Annotated in this window: 16 protein-coding genes; 6 read left to right on the forward strand and 10 right to left on the reverse strand. The window is 69.7% G+C overall.

What is annotated here, in order from left to right; genetic code table 11:
• Window positions 1-13 precede the first annotated feature (13 nt).
• From OH768_RS01345 to OH768_RS01370, 6 genes are all read right to left on the reverse strand, one after another.
• Window positions 14-241, reverse strand: coding sequence for a hypothetical protein (locus OH768_RS01345; RefSeq protein WP_406449112.1), 228 nt, complete (start codon window positions 239-241; stop codon window positions 14-16).
• A 7-nt stretch (window positions 242-248) separates the two neighbouring features.
• Complete coding sequence (locus tag OH768_RS01350) at window positions 249-896, reverse strand: dipeptidase (RefSeq protein ID WP_406449114.1); 648 nt, start codon at window positions 894-896, stop codon at window positions 249-251.
• A gap of 415 nt (window positions 897-1,311) precedes the next feature.
• Entirely contained in the window at window positions 1,312-2,376 is a 1,065-nt protein-coding gene (locus OH768_RS01355) for an LLM class flavin-dependent oxidoreductase (protein WP_406449116.1), read from the reverse strand.
• 36 nt (window positions 2,377-2,412) lie between these two features.
• Window positions 2,413-4,212: a dipeptide ABC transporter ATP-binding protein gene (locus OH768_RS01360; protein ID WP_406449118.1), complete on the reverse strand. Its 1,800-nt coding sequence runs from the start codon at window positions 4,210-4,212 to the stop codon at window positions 2,413-2,415.
• Complete coding sequence (locus tag OH768_RS01365) at window positions 4,209-5,108, reverse strand: ABC transporter permease (protein ID WP_406449120.1); 900 nt, start codon at window positions 5,106-5,108, stop codon at window positions 4,209-4,211. Before OH768_RS01365 ends, OH768_RS01360 begins: the two co-directional genes overlap by 4 nt.
• A complete protein-coding gene (locus OH768_RS01370) occupies window positions 5,105-6,091 on the reverse strand; it encodes an ABC transporter permease (RefSeq protein WP_406449122.1) in 987 nt (328 codons plus the stop codon). The genes OH768_RS01365 and OH768_RS01370 overlap by 4 nt, the downstream gene beginning before the upstream one ends.
• A gap of 161 nt (window positions 6,092-6,252) precedes the next feature.
• On the opposite strand from OH768_RS01370, the gene OH768_RS01375 reads away from it, so the two are divergent.
• Window positions 6,253-7,938, forward strand: coding sequence for an ABC transporter family substrate-binding protein (locus tag OH768_RS01375; protein ID WP_406449124.1), 1,686 nt, complete (start codon window positions 6,253-6,255; stop codon window positions 7,936-7,938).
• Window positions 7,939-8,002: 64 nt separating this feature from the next.
• On the opposite strand, the gene OH768_RS01380 is transcribed toward OH768_RS01375, so the two are convergent.
• A complete protein-coding gene (locus tag OH768_RS01380; RefSeq protein WP_406449125.1) occupies window positions 8,003-10,069 on the reverse strand; it encodes a family 2A encapsulin nanocompartment cargo protein cysteine desulfurase in 2,067 nt (688 codons plus the stop codon).
• Window positions 10,070-10,071: 2 nt separating this feature from the next.
• The gene (locus OH768_RS01385) at window positions 10,072-11,010 is read right to left on the reverse strand and encodes a family 2A encapsulin nanocompartment shell protein (protein ID WP_406449127.1); all 939 of its coding nucleotides are present in this window, start codon (window positions 11,008-11,010) and stop codon (window positions 10,072-10,074) included.
• 175 nt (window positions 11,011-11,185) lie between these two features.
• Here OH768_RS01385 and OH768_RS01390 point away from each other — a divergent pair, with 175 nt between their 5' ends.
• A complete protein-coding gene (locus tag OH768_RS01390; protein ID WP_406449129.1) occupies window positions 11,186-12,088 on the forward strand; it encodes a LysR family transcriptional regulator in 903 nt (300 codons plus the stop codon).
• Here the strand turns inward: OH768_RS01390 and OH768_RS01395 are convergent.
• Complete coding sequence (locus tag OH768_RS01395) at window positions 12,001-12,552, reverse strand: hypothetical protein (RefSeq protein WP_406449131.1); 552 nt, start codon at window positions 12,550-12,552, stop codon at window positions 12,001-12,003. The two genes, OH768_RS01390 and OH768_RS01395, sit on opposite strands and share 88 nt — an antisense overlap.
• Before the next feature lie 169 nt (window positions 12,553-12,721).
• Between OH768_RS01395 and OH768_RS01400 the strand changes: the two genes are divergently transcribed.
• Window positions 12,722-13,240: a VOC family protein gene (locus OH768_RS01400; protein WP_406449133.1), complete on the forward strand. Its 519-nt coding sequence runs from the start codon at window positions 12,722-12,724 to the stop codon at window positions 13,238-13,240.
• Between the two features lie 26 nt (window positions 13,241-13,266).
• Window positions 13,267-14,856 (forward strand): FAD-dependent oxidoreductase, encoded by a 1,590-nt coding sequence (locus tag OH768_RS01405; RefSeq protein ID WP_406449135.1) that lies wholly within the window; start codon window positions 13,267-13,269, stop codon window positions 14,854-14,856.
• A 62-nt stretch (window positions 14,857-14,918) separates the two neighbouring features.
• Here OH768_RS01405 and OH768_RS01410 read toward each other — a convergent pair whose 3' ends face one another.
• Complete coding sequence (locus OH768_RS01410; protein ID WP_406449137.1) at window positions 14,919-15,902, reverse strand: NAD(P)/FAD-dependent oxidoreductase; 984 nt, start codon at window positions 15,900-15,902, stop codon at window positions 14,919-14,921.
• A gap of 240 nt (window positions 15,903-16,142) precedes the next feature.
• Here OH768_RS01410 and OH768_RS01415 point away from each other — a divergent pair, with 240 nt between their 5' ends.
• Both OH768_RS01415 and OH768_RS01420 read left to right on the forward strand, forming a co-directional pair.
• Window positions 16,143-16,445, forward strand: a complete 303-nt coding sequence (locus tag OH768_RS01415) for a ferredoxin (RefSeq protein WP_406449139.1) — start codon at window positions 16,143-16,145, stop codon at window positions 16,443-16,445.
• Between the two features lie 58 nt (window positions 16,446-16,503).
• Window positions 16,504-17,931, forward strand: a complete 1,428-nt coding sequence (locus OH768_RS01420; protein WP_406449141.1) for an SRPBCC family protein — start codon at window positions 16,504-16,506, stop codon at window positions 17,929-17,931.
• The last annotated feature ends 20 nt before the right edge of the window (window positions 17,932-17,951 follow it).

Genomic DNA, 17,951 nt, shown 5'->3' on the forward strand with positions numbered 1-17,951 from the left:
CAGACCTTCAGATTCAGGGCGGACCACAGCGCTCTCGTTCCACGTCCGTCGGCGGGATGTGCGCGGCGAGGCACTCCGGGTGGCCGTACGGCAGTCCGTCGTACGGCTCCGGTGTTCGCTCCGTCGTCTCCTCGTCGGCGGAGACCTGGGGCAGCGGAAGTCCTCCCAGGCAGCAGCCGACCGCGAGCAGACCCGGCGTCCACCGGGCCGGCGCGTCGGCCCATCGGCGTGCGCGGCTCATCGTGGACTCACCGCAACGGAGCCGTCGACCACAGCGGTTCGGTCGCTCGGTGCTCGGCCTCGTGCAGGACGCGCAGCACGTTGCGGACGGTCAGGGCCTCCAGGTCGGACCGGGACCAGCCGCGGTCGGCGAGTTCGCGTAGCAGCACCGGGTAGCCGGAGACGTCGGCGAGGCCGGTGGGCTGGTGGTCGACGCCGTCGTAGTCGCCGCCGAGGCCGATGTGGTCGCGGCCGGCCACCTCGCGGGCGTGCTCGACGTGATCGGCGACCTGGGCCACCGTCACCTCGGGGCGCGGGTGTTGCTCGGTCCACCGGCGCAGCCGGTCGTCGTCGGCCGTCGCCGCGAAGCCGGCCTCGAACTCCTTGGCCACATGGGCCGGTTCCTCGCCCGGGCGTGGTGCGCGCGGCCAGGTCCAGGGCGGGGAGGGCAGCCCGAGACGTTCGCGTTCGGCCTGCGACTCCTGTGCCCACGCGGCGACTTCGGCCGAGATGAAGTACGGGACGAAGGTGAGCTGGATGACACCGCCGTTGTCCCGCAGCAACTCCAGGACCGGGTCGGCGACATTGCACGGATGGTCGTTGAGCGCGCGGACGGAGGAGTGGCTGAACAGCACCGGTGAGGTCGAGGCCGCGAGGGCCGCGCGCCGGGAAGTCACGGACCGTCAGATAGTGGGGTCCTGGTCGAAATGAATCCAGTTGGTGGAGAAGGGAGTTGAGCGACTCCTGTGGCACGGCTCCGGCGATGTCGAGGGTGATGTGTTCACGGTTCCAGGGTTCGTAGTCGCATCGGTGGACCTGCTCCCGGTCCGGAAGCGGCAGACCGGGAATGTCGACCGAGCGGGAGGTCACGCGGTGTCGGTGCTCGGCCGGATCCGAGCAGATGACTTCGACCTCTGCGGTCGGCACACCCGCCCTGGCCCCCACGTCGCGCCAGCTGTCCCGGGTGACGGCCAGCGGATTGACCGACTCCGCGATCACCGTGAGCCCTTGCCGGAGGTGCTCCTCGGCCAGGTCGTACCCGACGGGGAGTCCGCCGATGATGACGAGCGCGGCGTTCGACAGCACCCCCAATCACCCTAGCCGGGGCAGGAGTTGGTCTCCGATGCGGACGATCTCCTGCTTGTAGGGCGTGTCGGAGAGGACGAAGTGCGTGATGCCGAGCTGGCGGTAGTCGTCCAGCGCCGTGGCCACGTCGGCGGCGGAGCCGACCAGCCAGGTCGTCGCCGCTCCCCCGCCGCCGACCGTCCCCGGCGTGGTGTACAGGCAGGTGTCGAGGACCTCGCCCCGGGCGGCGAGGTCGTAGAGCCGCTGCTGTCCGACGGCCGTCTTCCGGTTCCCCGTCCAGGTCAACTCGTCACTCGGACCGGCCGCCATGCGCGCGACCCTCTCCTCGGCCGCCCGCCATGCCTCTTCCGTTGTCCCGCGCACCACGGTGGTGATCCGCAGGCCGAACTCCAGCGGCCGGTGCCGACGGCCGACCTGGTCGCTCAACTTCCTGAGCCGGTCGATGCGTTCGGCGAGCGCGGCGAGCGGCTCGCCCCAGAAGAGCTGCACGTCCGCCTCGGCGGCCGACACCCGCTCGGCGGCCTCGGACGCGCCTCCGAAGTACAGCGTCGGATGCGCTCTGTCGGCCGTCGTCCAGGGGCGGGGCGCCGCCGTGGACCCGCTCACCTGGAAGTGCTCACCGGCGAACGTCACGTCCTCCTCGGTCCACAGCCGTCGTACGAGATGCAGGAACTCCTCGGTGCGCGCGTACCGTTGGGCCGGATCGCTGCGGGTGTCGCCGTAGGCGGCCAGGTTGTCGAGGCCGCTGACGATGTTGACCAGGACCCGGCCGCGGCTGAGCTGGTCCAAGGTGGCTGCCGCGACGGCGAATTGGGCCGGCTGCCAGTATCCAGGACGGACCGCGATCAGGGGCTTGAAGGTGGTGGTCCTGGCGGCCAGCGCGGTGGCGACGGTGAAGGTGTCCGGGCGCCCCCACCCGGTGCCGAGGAGCGCACCGCCCCAGCCGTGCCGCTCCGCGGTGCGGGCGAGGTCGGTGGAGTACTCGATGGAGCCCCAGCCGGCTGTCGTGTCGTCGCCGCGGTGGCCCGGCTCAACGGTGTTGGGGATGTACCAGAGGAATTCCGGGCTCATCGTGGGTCCGATCGCAGCTTGACCGAGGGCTGACACCTAGACGACCTCCCGTACCCGCGGAAAGTGGCAGGCCGCCCCGTCCCCGTCGAACACCGGCGCCTCCTGCTCGCACCGTTTCCGCTCCCTCTCCCCCAGGTCCGGACGGAGCGGGCAGCGGGCCCGGAACCGGCAGCCGTCGTAGCGTCGCGTCGGGCTCGGCGGGTCCCCGGCGAGCAGGATGCGCGACCGCTGCCGTGCTCGCTCGCGGGCCGGGTCCGGCAGGGGTACGGCGGAGAGAAGAGCCTGGGTGTAAGGGTGTCGGGGGCGCTCGAAGACCTCGTCCACGGGGCCCGCCTCGACCGTGCGTCCGAGGTACACCACGCTCACGCGGTCGGCGATGTTCCGCACGACGGAGAGGTCGTGGGAGACGAAGAGATAGGCGAGGCCCAGTTCTTCCTTGAGGCGTTGCAGCAGGCTGAGCACTCCGGCCTGGACGGAGACGTCGAGGGCGGAGACCGGTTCGTCGAGGACGAGCAGTTCGGGTTCGACGGACAGCGCGCGGGCGATGCCGACGCGCTGCCGCTGACCGCCGGAGAACTCGTGCGGGTAGCGCTCCGCATGGGCCGGGTCCAGGCCGACCTGGGTGAGGAGTTGAGGCACGCGGCGGCCGATCGTCGCCCGGTCGGCGCCCTGGGTGCGCAGCGGCTCGGCGACGATGTCCCCGACGGGCATCCGAGGGTCGAGGGAGGCCATCGGGTCCTGGAAGACGATCTGGACACGGCGGCGCAGGGACTTCGCCTCCGCCTTCCCGAGCCCGGCGAGGTCGTTGCCGAACAGCTCGATCGATCCGCCTTCCGGCGGGGCCAGTTCGAGCAGTTCGAAGAGCGTCGTCGACTTCCCGGACCCCGATTCACCGACGAGCGCGAGCGTTTCGCCGCGCCGGATGTCGAGGTCGACGCCGTCGACGGCGTACACGGAGCCGGTGCGGCGCTTGAAGGCGGTTCCCTTCAGGAGGGGGAAGGTCCTGGTGAGTCCGCGTACCTTCAACACCGTTCCGCCGGTGGGTGGTTGGGGTGCGCGCGGGGTGTCCATCCGGGGCACGGCGGCCAACAGCCTTTTCGTATACGGCTCCTGGGGCCGCTCGAAGACGTCGACGGCCGTGCCCGACTCGACGACCCGTCCCTCGTGCATCACGGCGACCCGGTCGGCCGTCCCGGCGATGACTCCGAGGTCATGGCTGACCAGGAGCAGCGCTGCTCCGGTCTCGCGTTGCGCGGTGCACAGGACGTCGAGCACCTGGGCCTGGATGGTGACGTCGAGGGCGGTGGTCGGCTCGTCGGCGAGGATGATGTCGGGGTCGTTGGCCATCGCCACGGCGATCATCGCGCGCTGGCGCATGCCGCCGGAGAACTCGTGCGGGAACGCCCTTGCGCGCAGGGCGGGTTCGGGGATCCCGACGAGGTCGAGCAGTTCGACCGCTCGTTGCCGTGCCTGTTCGCGGGAGACGTCCTGGTGGGCGCGTACGGCCTCGGCGATCTGGTCGCCGATCCGGTACACGGGCGTGAACGCGGACAGCGGGTCCTGGAAGACCATGGAGACGCGGCTGCCGCGGATTCGGGTGAGCTGCCGCTCCGGGGCGCCGACGAGTTCCTGCCCGTCGAGGCGTACGGATCCGCGCACTTCCGCGTTGCCCGGGAGCAGTCCGAGAACCGCGAGCGCGGTCGCGGACTTGCCGGAGCCCGACTCGCCGACGAGGCCGAGGACTTCACCGCGTTCGAGGGTGAGACCGACCCCGCGTACGGCGGGCCGTCCGTCGAAGTCGACGTCCAGATCGGTCACTTGGAGGATCGGGCTCACCGGGAGGCCCCTTTCGAGGTGGGGTCCAGCGCGTCCCGCAGCCCGTCGCCCACCAGGTTCACCGCCAGCACGAAGACGACCAGGAGCCCGGCCGCGAAGAAGAACATCCAGGGGTAGGTGACCGCGGCGCTCGTCCCGTCGGCGATCAGCGTGCCGAGCGACACGTCGGGCGGCTGGACGCCGAAGCCGAAGTACGACAGCGCGGTCTCGCTCATCACGGCGCCGCCGACCTGGATGGTCGCGTCGATGATGAGGAAGGAGGCGACGTTGGGCAGCACGTGCCGCCAGATGATCCGGAAGGGTCCGACGCCCATGTACCGCGCTGCGCGCACGAATTCGCGCTCCTTGAGGGAGAGCGTCATGGACCGCACGACCCGGGCGGTGATCATCCAGGCGAAGAGTCCCAGCAGCGCCACCAGGGCGAACCAGCCGCTCGAGTTCAGCCGGGGCGAGACGATCGCGATGATCAGGAAGGAGGGGAAGACCAGCAGCAGGTCCACGAGGAACATGAGGAGCCGGTCGGTCCAGCCGCCGAAGTATCCGGCGCAGGCGCCGACGAGCGAGGCGAGCCCGGTGGACAGCACCGCGACGAGCAGTCCGATGACGAGGGACTTCTGCAGGCCGCGCACGGTCTGCGCGAACACGTCCTGGCCGATGCGGTTGGTGCCCCACCAGTGGTCGGCGCCGGGTGCGACCCGCAGCGCGGTGTAGTCGATGTGGCTGTAGGACCACTTGGTGGCGTAGGGCCCGACGAAGGCCAGCAGGAACAGCAGCACCAGGACGACGGCTCCGCCGAGGGCGGCGCGGTTGCGCAGGAAGCGGCGCAGGACGACGGTGGCGCGGCCGGCGGGCGGAGCGGCCACTGGTACCTCTTCGGCGATGACGGTCGTGGTCATGACGCCTGCCGGATGCGCGGGTCGAGCGCGGCGTGCAGGAGGTCGGCGAGGAAGCCGGAGAGCAGCACGGTGACGGCGGCGAAGAGGTTCACGGCGACCACGGAGTTCACGTCGTTCTTGCCGATGGACGCGATGAACCACTCCCCCATGCCGTGCCAGCCGAAGATCGTCTCCGTGAAGATGGCGCCGGTGAACAGTGCGAGGAAGCCGTAGGAGAAGTAGGTCGACATGGGGATGAGGGCCGTCCGCAGTCCGTGCTTGAGGAAGACCGTGCGGCGGGCGAGGCCCTTGGCCCGCGCGGTGCGCAGATAGTCCGAGCCGAGGACGTCGAGCATCGTGTTGCGCTGGTAGCGGCTGTAGCTCGCGACGGCGAAGAGGGCGACGGAGAGGGTGGGCAGGAGCAGGTGCACGCTCCGGTCCTTGAGGATCGTCCAGGGGCCGCCGGTCACGCCGGGGCTCTTCTCTCCCGTGAACTGGATCAGGTCCGTGCCCGTCGACTGGTTGAACCAGATCGCGCCGGTCTTGAGAAGAATCGCCAGCAGGAACACGGGAGTCGAGAGCAGCGCGAAGGAGGCGAGGGTGACGGCCCGGTCGCTGAACCTGTACTGCCGCACCGCCGTCCAGGCCCCGACGAGCACCCCTACGACGGTTCCGAACACGGTCCCGGCGAGCAACAGCCGCAGGCTGACGCCGAGTCGGCGGCCGAACTCGGCGTCCACGGAGGTGCCGTCGATGGTCTCGCCGAGGTCGCCGCGTACCGCGTGCCCGAGCCAGCGCAGGAAGCGGGTCGGCAGCGGGGTGCGGTCGTTGACGCCGATCTCGTCGAGATGGTGGTTCACCGAGGCCGCGGGGATGGGCGGCTGCCGGCCGGCGTAGTACTCGCGCGGGTGGAGCGCGAGCGAGGCCAGCAGGTAGGAGAGGCAGACGGCGGCCAGGAGCAACAGGGCGTAGTAGCCGAGTCGTTTGGCCAAGTAGGCAGGCACAGAAGAAATGGTCCAGGCCCCTTGTTGCCATATCATGAAGAGAACATGTCAATGTCCATGAGGCCCTCCCCCGCGGGTCGTAGGCCGTTCTACGTTCGGTGCGTCTCCCGAAGTTTCGGCGCGCCCACCGATGACCACCGGCCCCCACGAAGGACACCGACATGCGACAGACCTCCGCCGCAGCCTGGGTCGCCGCCACCGCGGCCACCGCGTTACTGGTGACCGGCTGCGGCTCCTCCGACGACGGCAAACCCGTCGCGCAGAAGAGCGCGGCCCCGGCAGGAAGCCAGGCCATCAACGCCCGTCCGCTGAACGACATCCAGCAGGGCGGCACCCTCAAGCTGGCGATCTCGCAGTGGATCGCGGACTTCAACCGCTACACCGCCAACGGCAACCAGGGCGACGCGCAGGACATCAACGAGCTGGTGGAGCCCCGGCTGTTCTGGGCGGACGCGCAGGGCGAGTCCCACCCCGACACGGACTTCCTGCTCTCTGTCTCGGTGACCTCCACCAGCCCGCAGACGGTCCTCTACAAACTCAACCCCAAGGCGAAGTGGTCCGACGGAAAGACCATCGACTGGCGGGACTTCGAGGCCCTGTGGAAGGCGAACAACGGCACGGACAAGGCGTACGAGGCCGCCGACACCTCCGGCTACGAACAGATCGGCAAGGTCGAACAGGGCGCCGACGCGCACCAGGTCAAGGTCACCTTCACCACGCCGTACGCCGACTGGAAGCATCTGTTCAACCCGCTGCTGCCGGCCGCCGGGATCGACACCCCGGACAAGTTCAACAAGGGCTGGACGGAGAAGATCCCGATCACCGGCAACGCCTTCAAGATCTCCTCGTACGACAAGACGGCGCAGACCATCACGGCGGTACCGGACCCCAACTGGTGGGGAACGAAGCCCAAGTTGGACTCCATCGTCTACCGCGCCCTGGACTACACCGCCTGGACGGACGCCTACCTCAACAAGGAGATCGACTACGCCGCCGCACTCCTGCCCGAGGACTACAAGCGGCTGTACAAGGCGGCCGGCACCGACATCCGCGTCGGCGCCCGCTGGGACGAGGTGCACATCGAGTTCAACGGCGCGCGCGGCCCGCTCAAGGACGTGCGCGTCCGCCAGGCACTCCAGCACGCCATCGACCGCAAGTCCATCGCCACCGCCTTCGGCAAGGACCTCCCCGTCCAGCTGAAGCCGTACGGCAGCCACTTCTTCATGCCCAACCAGGCCGGGTACCAGGACAACTCCGGTAGGTACGGCACGTACGACCTGAAGAAGGCCGGCGAGCTGCTGGACGCGGCGGGCTGGAAACTCCAGGGCGGCAAGCGGGTCAAGGACGGCAAGCAGCTCACCCTCGGCTACACGCTCAGCGCGGGTTCCACCTCCGCGCAGGTGGACCAATCAGAGCTGGTCCAGGCGCAGTTGGCGCAGGTCGGCATCAAGCTCAACATCGTGAAGGTGCCGTCGAACGACTACTTCTCCAAGTACGTCACGATCGGCAACTTCGATCTGACGAGCTTCCGTTGGGTCGACCAGATCTTCCGCTCCCAGGCGTACCCGATCTACCGCGAGCCGTCCGGCAAGAACCTCTACCAGAACTACGGTTCGGTCGGCTCCCCCGAGGTCGACGCCCTGCTGAAGAAGGCCACCGAGACCACGGACACCACCGAGGCGAACAAGCTCTACAACGAGGCCGACGCCAAGATCTGGGCTCTGGGCCACTCCATCCCGGTCTACCAGCGCCCCCAGGTCCTCGCGGTCCGCTCGAACCTCGCCAACTACGGCGCGAGCGGCCTCGCGGACGTCGACTACACGAAGGTCGGCTGGCTGAAGAAATAACCCAACGGGTACGGCGGAAGCCTCGGACAGGTCTCGGCCGTACCCGTTCTGGTGGCGCGTTCGGCTAGCGGCGGTCCCCGAGCCGCTGGACCGCCGAGATCAGTGTGTCCACCTCGGCGTGCGTGTTGTAGAAGGCGAACGACGGCCGGACGGTGGCCTCCAGGCCGTACCGGCGCAGGATCGGCTGCGCGCAGTGGTGGCCCGAACGCACCGCGATTCCTTCCTCGTTGAGGGCGGTGCCGACCTCGGCCGGTTCGTAGCCGTCCAGGACGAACGACACGATGCTCGCCTTGTTCGGGGCCGTGCCGACCAACCGCAGCCCGGGCACGCACCGCAGGCCTTCGGTGGCGTGCTCGACCAGGGTGTGTTCGTAGGCGGCGATGTTCGGCAGGCCGATGCGCTCGACGTAGTCGATGGCCGCGGCCAGTCCCACCGCATCGGCGATGTTGCCGGTACCGGCCTCGAAACGGCCCGGCGGCGGCTGGAAGCTCGACTTCTCGAAGGTGACGTCGGTGATCATGTTGCCGCCGCCCTCCCACGGAGGCATGTCCTCCAGGACCTCCCGTTTGCCGTAGAGGACGCCGATCCCGGTCGGTCCGAACAGCTTGTGCCCGGAGAAGACCAGGAAGTCCGCGTCCAACTCCCTTACGTCGATCGGGAGATGCGGGACCGACTGCGCCGCGTCGACCAGGACGCGTGCCCCGGCCCGGTGCCCGATCTCGATGATCTGCTCGACCGGTACGACGGTGCCGAGCGCGTTGGACATCTGGGTGACCGCGACCAGCTTGGTCCGCTCCGACAGAAGGGCGGTGTACTGGTCGAGCAGCAACTGGCCGCTGTCGTCGACCGGAATCACCTTGATCACCGCACCGGTCTGCTCCGCCAGCATCTGCCAGGGCACGATGTTGGCGTGGTGCTCAAGGTGGGAGAGCACGATCTCGTCGCCCGCGCGGATGTGCGCCGGGCCCCAGGCCTTGGCGACCAGGTTGATCGCCTCGGTGGTGCCCCGGACGAACACGATCTCCTCGGCGGAGCCGGCCCCGATGAACCGGGCGACGGTCTTCCTGGCGCCCTCGTAGGCGTCCGTGGCCCGGGCGGCCAGTTCGTGCGCCGCGCGGTGGATGTTGGAGTTCTCCCGCGAGTAGAACTCCACCAGCCGGTCGATCACCGCCTGCGGCTTCTGCGTGGTCGCGGCGTTGTCCAACCAGATCAGCGGACGGCCGTTGACCAGCTCGGACAGGATCGGGAAGTCCCGGCGCACCGCCTGCACGTCGAAGGCCGGGTGCTGGTCGAGCGGCAGTACCGACGGCGCGCCGGACACGTCGGGTTCCTGGACGAAGTAGTACGGCGCGGTCGTCGCCGTCGGTGCCATCGCCTCGGGCAGCGGCGGCAGCCCGAGGTGCCCGAAGCCGGGCAGCTCCGGCGCCTGGGCGGGGTACCCGGCGGCCTCGGTGAGGAAGTAGTACGGGCCGGGGTCCGGGAGGTGGGCCGGTGCGGCCGGTGATGGGACGGGCGGCGGCCCCGGGGCCACCGGCGGGGCCGATGCCTCCGGGGTGGCGCCGCCCGGCGCTCCCACCGCGTAGGGGCTCGCCATGAACGTGGCGGGGGCGCTGGTCGGTGGCGGCCCGGACGGCGGGCTCATTCCGGCGGTCGGTGCCGGGGGCGGCGGATCCATGGACGGGATGCCGGTGGGCATCGGAGGGGCTGGGTTCACGGCGGGCGTGCCGGTCAGCGCCGTCGCTGAAGGGGCTGCGGCGGGCCGCTCGGTGAACACCGCGGGAGCGGATTCCGCAGCAGGCACGCCAGTTGGCACCGCAGGTGCGAAATCCGCCGTCGGCGGACCGGCCGGCTGGGCAGGGAACGGGCCCGGGGCCGGCGGACCGGTGGGCACAGCGGGGGCGGCCTGCGCGGCCGACGGCCCCGCAGGCGCCGTAGGAGAGGAGTCCGCGCGCGGCGGGCCAGTGGGCGTCGGCCATTCCGGCCGGCCGTCGACGGCCGGAGTCGGCGTCTCCGTGTCCGCCGGCTGCCCGGGGAGTGCTCGGAAGAACTCCCCGGCCATCCGGCTCAGCGTCTCCTCGTCCGGCAGCCACGCCGGGGCGGCTCCGTTACCGGTGGGTGAGGGCGTGGTCATGGCTACCGGTAACTCGGAGCGTAGTCATGGAACTTGTCCACCTCGACGTCGTCGAGCACGGCGAGCGCGTCGTCGGTGAGAACCGCGAGCGAGCAGTACAGGGAGATGAGGTAGGAGGCGATGGCGCTGCGGTCGATCTGCATGAAGCGCACCGACAAGCCCATGCCCTGCTCGCCGGAAAGCCCGGGCTGGAAGAGTCCGACCACGCCCTGGCGCGACTCTCCGGTGCGCAGCAGGATGAACTTGGTCCTGCCGTTCTCCAGCGGGACCTTGTCCGACGGGATGATCGGCAGGCCGCGCCAGGTCAGGAACTGCGAGCCGAACATGCTGACCGTGGCCGGCGGTACTCCTCGCCGGGTGCATTCCCGGCCGAACGCGGCGATCCCCTCGGGATGGGTGAGGAAGAAGGCGGGCTGCTTCCACACCTTCGTGATGAGGGCGTCGAGGTCGTCCGGGGTCGGCGGGCCCGCCATCGTGGAGATCCGCTGGGTGTCCGCCACGCTGGCCAGCATCCCGTACTCCGGGCTGTTGATCAGCTCGCCCTCCTGGTGTTCCTTCACCGCCTCGATGGTCAGCCGCAGTTGCTGTGCGGTCTGGTTGTGCGGGCTGGAGTACAGGTCGGAGATCCGGGTGTGGAGGTCCAGGACGGTCTGGACGGCCTTGAGCCGGTACTCGCGGGGTTCGCGTTCGTAGTCGACGAAGGTGTCCGGCAGCGGCGACTCGTCGTAGTTGTCGCACTCGATGCGCACCGACTCGGGGTGAACGACCTTGTTCACCCGGTAGATGCCGGACTCGACCGGGACCCAGGACATCAGATGCACCAGCCAGCGGGGCGTGATGGAGGCCATCTGGGGAACGGTCTTGGTGGCGTTCGCGAGGGTCCGCGCCGCGCTGTCGCTCACCGACATCGATCGCGACGGTGGATTCACAGCCGTGGTCATGCGCCATCTCCTTTCGGCGCCCGGGGCCCGGGCAGGCGTGCGGGGTGAGATCCCCGACGAGGACATGTGCGGCCGAGATCTCTCGCACCCACTATCGATTCACCGTCGCAGTGAGCCCGGTAATGGTCCAATGCGTGTTTTCGAGGCTGTCATCGACGCGGTCTATGATTCACAAATGATCGACTTGAGTCGGTTGCGTGTCCTGGTCGCCGTCGCCCGTGAGGGTTCGATCACGGCGGCCGCCGAGGCGCTGCACTACGCCCAGCCGTCGGTGAGTCATCAACTCGCCAGGCTGGAGGCCGAGGTCGGTGTTCCACTGCTGCAGCGGATGGGCCGCGGTATCCGGCTCACGGAGGCCGGCCGGCTGCTGGTGGACCGGGCCGAGTCGATCCTCGCGCAGGTCGAGTCGGTGCACGCGGAGCTGGACGAACTGGCCGGACTCCGCACCGGCCGGGTCCGGCTGGCCGCGTTTCCCTCGGCGCTGGCCACCCTGGTGCCGCTCGCCGCCGCCCGCGTGTCCGCCGAGCACCCCGCCGTCGAACTGACCCTGCGGGAGGCCGAACCGCCCGACGCGCTCAGCGCCCTGCGCAACAACGACGTGGACGTGGCGCTGATCTTCGAGCACGGCGATCCGCCCCAGCGCGATCGCCGCGACACCACGATGACACCGCTGCTCGACGAGCCGTTGTACGTGGTCACCCCGGCGGACCGGTGCTGGGACGGGCCCCGGGCGGAGCTGGCCACCTATGCCGACGCGCGCTGGATCGCCGGGTGCGAACGCTGCCGCGAGCACCTCGTCGCCGCCTGCGGGCGGGCCGGGTTCGAGCCGGTGGTCGAGTTCGAGACCGACGACTACGTCGCCGTACAGGCGCTCGTCGCGGCCGGGCTCGGCGTGAGCCTGCTGCCTGGACTCACCCTCCTCGCCAACAGGCACCCCGGGGTCAGCCTCCACCGCATCCCCGGCATGCGCCGCCAGGTCGTGGCCGCCGCTTACGGCAAGCCGCCCGCGTCACAGCCCGCCCAGGTACTCCTCGACGCACTCGCCGCGACCGTCACCGAACCGGCATGGCCCTCCTGACCGGTGCAACTCTCCCCGGGACCAGCGGTGATCCAGTCGGTCACCTGCCGTACGTACTCCCGGTATCCGGTCCGCGCGGCAGCCACGATCGCGGGGACGTTCTCGGGTTCCGTGTCGAGACACAGCTGTACGAGGACGTGGTGCGGACCGTCCGCCGGTGCGAGGGCGGCGGCCAGTTCGGCGTCGATCATTCCGGCCTTCCCGGCCGCGCCGAACGAGGCTGTTGGTGTCCTCGGTTGTCGGCCCGGCAGCGCGGCCCGGTTGATGGCGGCGGCCAGGTCGTACAGGAGGGCGAGGATGCGCTCGATGACGAGCCCGGCTCCCGGATCGGCAGCCAGGCGTGCGCTGTCCAGCGCGCCGAGCGAGTCGAGTTGGCCGACCGACTTGCGCATGGTGATGAGCCGGTGCTCGATCGCGGCCCGGTCCACGGGCAGTTGAGCCGCCTCCGCGCTCGATGTGGTCATCGCCGCATCGTGCCACGCGGGGTTCGCGGCGTCGCCGCCGATTCCGTCTGGTGGGACATCCGGTGGACGACCTCGGGTGGCGGGTGGACAGTCGATGCCCGTGGTCAACCGGGCCAGCCAGAGCAGGGGGTGCCGAGTGCGGTCGTTGAGTGACCTCTTCCGTAATTTCATGCAGCTCGGATATGTGACGGACGACATCGACGCTGCGGCCACGTTCCTCGAATCGAGGCTGGGCACCGTGCGGTGCGTCAAGCACTTCAAGTCGTCGCTGGGCGGCGGCCTGCCACCGGTCGGTCCCGACGCCCCGCGGGCCCCCTTCGTGGTGGTGGACGGTGCGCCCGCCGACGAGTGGGTCATCGATGTGGCCCTGGTCAACGCCGGCCCGACCAACCTGGAGATCATCCGTCCGGTCGGCGGCGCGGTCGACCTCTACCGCGGCGCTGTCAGGCCCGGAGAACCGGCGACGCTGCATCATCTGGGCTTCCGTGTCGACGACTTCGACGAGGCGTCCGCGATCGTCGCCGCGAGCGGCAGGACCTGGAAGCAGTTCGGGGACAGCGGTGCCATCCGCTTCGGGTATCTCGACATGACGGCCGAACTGGGCCACTTCGTCGAGGTCATGGAGCTGGACGAGGAAGCCGCGCAGGGGTTCGCGCACCTTGAGGCCAAGTCGAACGCGGGCCGGTGACAGGGGCATTCGGGAGAGGAAACGTCATGAGCGACGAAGGCACAGCCGATTCCTACGACGTCATCGTCGTCGGATCGGGCGCGGGACTCGTCGGCGCGTACGCGGCGGCCTCCCGTGGGCTCCGTACGCTGGTCATCGAGAAGACGGAGTACGTCGGCGGGACCACGGCCTATTCGGGCGCCGGAATCTGGCTGCCCGGCAACGCGGCCGAGGAGCGCGCCGGGATCGAGGACGGTCCCGATGTCGCACGGCCCTATCTCGACGCGATCATCGGCGACGACTCGCCGGCCTCGTTGCGGGAGGCCTTCCTGCGGGCGGGGCCCGTCCTGATCGACGAGTTGGAGCGGAATCCGCGGTTCGGCCAGTTCGTCTGGCAGGGCGTGCCCGACTACTTCGCCGGACGGCCGGGAAGTCTGCCCCAGGGGCGCACCATCTTCCCCCCGGACCTCGACCGGTCCGCACTCGGCGAGTTGGAGCCGCTGGTGCGCAGGCCGCTGTGGACGGAACGCTGGGGTGTCGAGGTCGGCCCGAGGATGATCGGCGGCCAGGCCCTGATCGGCCGGGCGCTGCTCGCCTTCGTGGAGACCGGCAACGGCACCGTGCGCACGAACACCGGGCTGACGCGCCTCCTCGTCGAGGACGGCGCGGTGGTCGGCGTCGAGGCCCTGAGCGAGGGCGAGTTGATGACGTTGCGGGCCCGCCGGGGCGTACTCCTCGCCGCCGGCGGCTACGAGCGGAACGGTGCCCTGCGTGAACGGTTCCAGCCCGGAGTCACCGACGAGTGGACCCAGGGCTGCCCGGGCAACACCGGCGACGCCCTCGTCGCGGGAATGGACATCGGCGCGGCGACCGACCTGCTCGACGAGTCGTGGTTCGCGCCCGGTCTCGTCGTACCCGACACGCGCCCCGTGTTCTACACCTCGGTCTGGAGCGGTATTTGGGTCAACGCGGCGGGACAGCGCTACATGAACGAGCGGCTCCCCTACGACCGCGCCGGTCACGAGATGCTCAAGGCGCACAGGTCCTCAGGCGTGTCGCATCTGCCGACGCACTGGGTGTTCGACCAGCGCCAGCTCGACAACAGGAGGGCGTTCGCCGGGCTGCCGGTCGCGCCACAGGTTCCTGGCTGGTTCGACGTGGAGAAGTTCCTCGCCGCCGGTGTGCTGAAGCGGGCCGACTCGCTGGCGGAGTTGGCGGAGTTGATCGGTGTGCCTCCGGGTGCGCTCACCGAGAGTGTCGAGCGGTTCAACGGCTATGCCCGGGGCGGCAAGGACGAGGAGTTCGGTCGGGGTGAGGATCCCTGGGACCTGATGATCACGCAGATGGCGGGCTCTCACACCGACGGCCCCAACCCCTGTCTCGGGGTGATCGACAAGCCTCCGTTCTACGCCGTCTCGATCGTGCTGTCCGACCTGGGGACCAAGGGAGGTCTCAAGACGGACGACCACGCGCGCGTGCTGCGGCCGGACGGCTCGGTGATCGCCGGTCTGTACGCGTCGGGGAACACGATGGCGCCGATGTCCGGCCGGATCTACCCGGGCGCGGGCGGTCCCGTGGGTTCGTCGATGGCGTTCTCCTACATCGCCGCGGTCGACATGGCCGACGGAAGCCGGTAGGCCCGAGGAACACGCTCAACTCCCTCTCGAAGAAGGTCTCTTCGAAAGGGAGTTGAGCGTGTTCAGGCGGACTCGGTGGAGTGTCCGGGGAACAGGGACAGCGCGGGGTCCAGTGCTACGGCTGCGTTGTTGACCGCCGTCGCGACCTCCCCGAAGCCGACGGACATCAGGCGGACCTTGCCGGGGTACGCGGTGACGTCGCCGGCCGCGTAGATCCGCTCGACCGTGGTGCGCATCCTGGTGTCGACGACGATCGTGCGCCGCTCCAGTTGGACGCCCCAGTCGGCGAGTGGCCCGAGGTTGCTGATGAAGCCGAGCGCGGCCACGACCGCGTCCACCTTCAGTACCCGGGGTTCGGCCTCCCCGTCGATCTTCACGTGCGCCTGGCGCAGCCGGTCGTCGCCGGCCAGGGTCTCCACCTGGGCGTTGGTGACGATGCCGACCCCGCACTCGTGCAGTTCGCGGACGCTCGCCGCGTGGGCCCGGAACGTGCCGCGCCGGTGCACGAGGGTCACCGAGCGGGCGATGGGGTGTAGGGCGAGGGCCCAGTCGACGGCACTGTCCCCGCCGCCGACGACGAGGACGTCGCGGTCGGCGTGCTCCGCCGGGTCCGGCACGAAGTAGGTCAGTCCGCGGCCGAGGAACTCCTCGCCGGCCGGGAGGGTCCGCGGGGTGAACGCGCCGATCCCGGCCGTCAGTACGACCGCTCCGGCGTCGACCGTGGCGCCGTCGGAGAGGGTGACCTGCGGCCGTCCGTCGGGCGAGTGGGCGAGGCCGACCGCCTGGCGGCCCAGGAGATACGTCGGGTCGAAGGCGTCGGCCTGGTCCTTGAGGGCGGTGACGACGTCGCGGCCACGGGTGCCCGGGACGGCGGCGATGTCACGGATCTCCTTCTCCGGGTAGAGCGCGGTGATCTGGCCGCCGCACTGCGGCAGCGCGTCGACCAGGACGGTCCGCAGCCCGCGGAAGCCCGCGCAGTAGGCGCCGTAGAGCCCGATCGGGCCGGCGCCGACGATGAGGATGTCTGTGGTCACGGTCTCGGCCACGGGCCTGTCTCCTGGGGGTGGTGGGCGGGGTGCTCCGGGGACGGCCGGGGGCGCGGCCACTAGTGTCGCCCTGCGTCGGCCGGTCGAGTGTAGGAGGCGTCCGACCAGGGGCGTCGGTGCCGGTCCCGGTTGATGGGACGGTCGGTGGACGGTCCGGGGCGCCGCGTGGAGAGTCGTTCTCACCGCCACCGCGACGACGGGCGAAGGGGTCCGTACGCCCTGTGGTGCTCGGAGCTTTCCGTGGACGAGGAGGCGAGGCTCGTGAGCGATGAGGTGCGGGTGTGGATCGATCAGAAGCTGTGCACGGGTGACGGTCTGTGCACCCAGTACGCCCCCGATGTCTTCGAGTTCGGCGAAGACGGGCTGGCCTACGTCAAGGACGCCCCCGGCGGGGAGCTGCTGACGCCGGAGGGCGCGCAGGCCGATGTGTCGGAGCGGCTGCGCCTGGACGTGATCGACGCCGCCGACGAGTGCCCGGGCAACTGCATCCATGTGGTGCGGCGCGCCGACGGGACCGAGGTCGCCGGGCCCGATGCCGGCTGACCTCGTCTTGCGGCCCGCTGGAGCCGTACACGTATGCCGAGTGGAGGAGTGGTGATCGGTGTCTGCCGTGGTTGAGCCCCGAGTGGACCGTCGTGTTCCGTGGTTCGAGGGCGATGTGCCGGCCGAGAAGGTCCCGGAGAAGTACCGGCTGTCGCGTGCGTTCGTGCCCAAGAGCCGTTATCTGGACCCCGAGTTCCTCAAGCTGGAGCTGGAGAAGGTGTTCACCCGGACCTGGCTGATGGCCTGCCGGCTGGAGGAGCTGCCGGGTGTCGGTTGTTTCGTCGAGTACGAGATCGGCGGTCATTCGATCCTGATCGTGCGGGAGGGCAAGGACTCGATCCGGGCCTATTTCAACGCGTGCCGGCATCGCGGTACGCGGCTGGCGCGGGGCCGAGGTCGCGTCGGTTCCCTCATCTGCCCGTTCCACGGCTGGCGTTGGAACCTGGACGGTTCGATCAGGCTGGTACTGGACCGTGAGGAGTTCGTGCCGCGCTCGGACGACGACCTCGGTCTGGTGCAGGTGCGGGCGGAGCAGTGGGGCGGGTTCGTGTTCATCAACATGGACCCCGACGCGAGGCCGCTCCTCGCATACCTGGACCCGATCCCGAGGATCTTCGCGCCGTTCCAGTTCGAGCACATGCGGTACCGGTGGCACAAGTCCGTGCTGCTGCCGTGCAATTGGAAGACCGCGCTGGACGGATTCCTCGAGGCCTATCACGTGGCGGGGACGCATCCGCAGCTGTACCGCTTCGACAAGTCGAACACCAACATCGCCTCGATGAAGGAACTCGAGAACCGAATGTGGGCGCCGACGACCGTGTACGAGCGGCACGCGCACTATTCGAGTGTCGGCCCGAAGAAGAAGGACTCCGCCAAGGACCCGGCCAACCGGGGCACGGGGGGCGTGACCGACGAACGGCTCAGCGTCGCGCTGAGCGTGCAGTACATCGCCGACGACATGCGCGGCCTGGAGAACGAGCGGAGCTGGCGGGCCGCCGAGGCGCTGAAGACGGCTGAGGTGCCGGAGGGCATGACCGCCGGTCAGTACTACATGCAGCTGTACAAGGAGTTGTCGCTCGCCGAGGGCTACGACTGGCCCGACATCACGCCCCGGCAGTGGGCGGAGGCCGGTACGGCGTGGAACGTGTTCCCGAACACGATCCTGCTTCCCAACCAGGGTTCGGTCTTCGGCTACCGCGCGCGGCCCGACGGACTGGACCCGGACAGCTGCCTGTTCGAGATCTTCAGCCTGGACCAGGTCCCCGTCGCCGACTACGACAAGAAGCGGGACTTCCAGTCGCAGTTCTTCGAGGACTTCCGCGAGGCCGACCTCGGCGAGATCTTCACCCAGGACCTGCAGAACGCCAAGGAGGTCACGGTGGGCATGCACTCCCCCAGCTTCGACGGCCACCGGCTGAGCGAGGAGCAGGAGATGACCGTCTACAACCACCACCGGGTGGCCGACAGGTTCCTCTGGACGGACTGACCCGCCCGGTCCGTGGTCCC

The sequence above is a fragment of the Streptomyces sp. NBC_01622 genome (assembly GCF_045209635.1).
Taxonomy (GTDB): domain Bacteria; phylum Actinomycetota; class Actinomycetes; order Streptomycetales; family Streptomycetaceae; genus Streptomyces.

Excerpts from the sequence above, each read along its gene's own strand:
- OH768_RS01345 (WP_406449112.1), bottom strand. The coding sequence starts at position 241 with ATGAGCCGCGCACGCCGATGGGCCGACGCGCCGGCCCGGTGGACGCCG.
- OH768_RS01380 (WP_406449125.1), bottom strand. The coding sequence starts at position 10,069 with ATGACCACGCCCTCACCCACCGGTAACGGAGCCGCCCCGGCGTGGCTG.
- OH768_RS01355 (WP_406449116.1), bottom strand. The coding sequence starts at position 2,376 with ATGAGCCCGGAATTCCTCTGGTACATCCCCAACACCGTTGAGCCGGGC.
- OH768_RS01390 (WP_406449129.1), top strand. The coding sequence starts at position 11,186 with ATGATCGACTTGAGTCGGTTGCGTGTCCTGGTCGCCGTCGCCCGTGAG.
- OH768_RS01385 (WP_406449127.1), bottom strand. The coding sequence starts at position 11,010 with ATGACCACGGCTGTGAATCCACCGTCGCGATCGATGTCGGTGAGCGAC.
- OH768_RS01365 (WP_406449120.1), bottom strand. The coding sequence starts at position 5,108 with ATGACCACGACCGTCATCGCCGAAGAGGTACCAGTGGCCGCTCCGCCC.
- OH768_RS01400 (WP_406449133.1), top strand. The coding sequence starts at position 12,722 with ATGCAGCTCGGATATGTGACGGACGACATCGACGCTGCGGCCACGTTC.
- OH768_RS01395 (WP_406449131.1), bottom strand. The coding sequence starts at position 12,552 with ATGACCACATCGAGCGCGGAGGCGGCTCAACTGCCCGTGGACCGGGCC.
- OH768_RS01375 (WP_406449124.1), top strand. The coding sequence starts at position 6,253 with ATGCGACAGACCTCCGCCGCAGCCTGGGTCGCCGCCACCGCGGCCACC.
- OH768_RS01405 (WP_406449135.1), top strand. The coding sequence starts at position 13,267 with ATGAGCGACGAAGGCACAGCCGATTCCTACGACGTCATCGTCGTCGGA.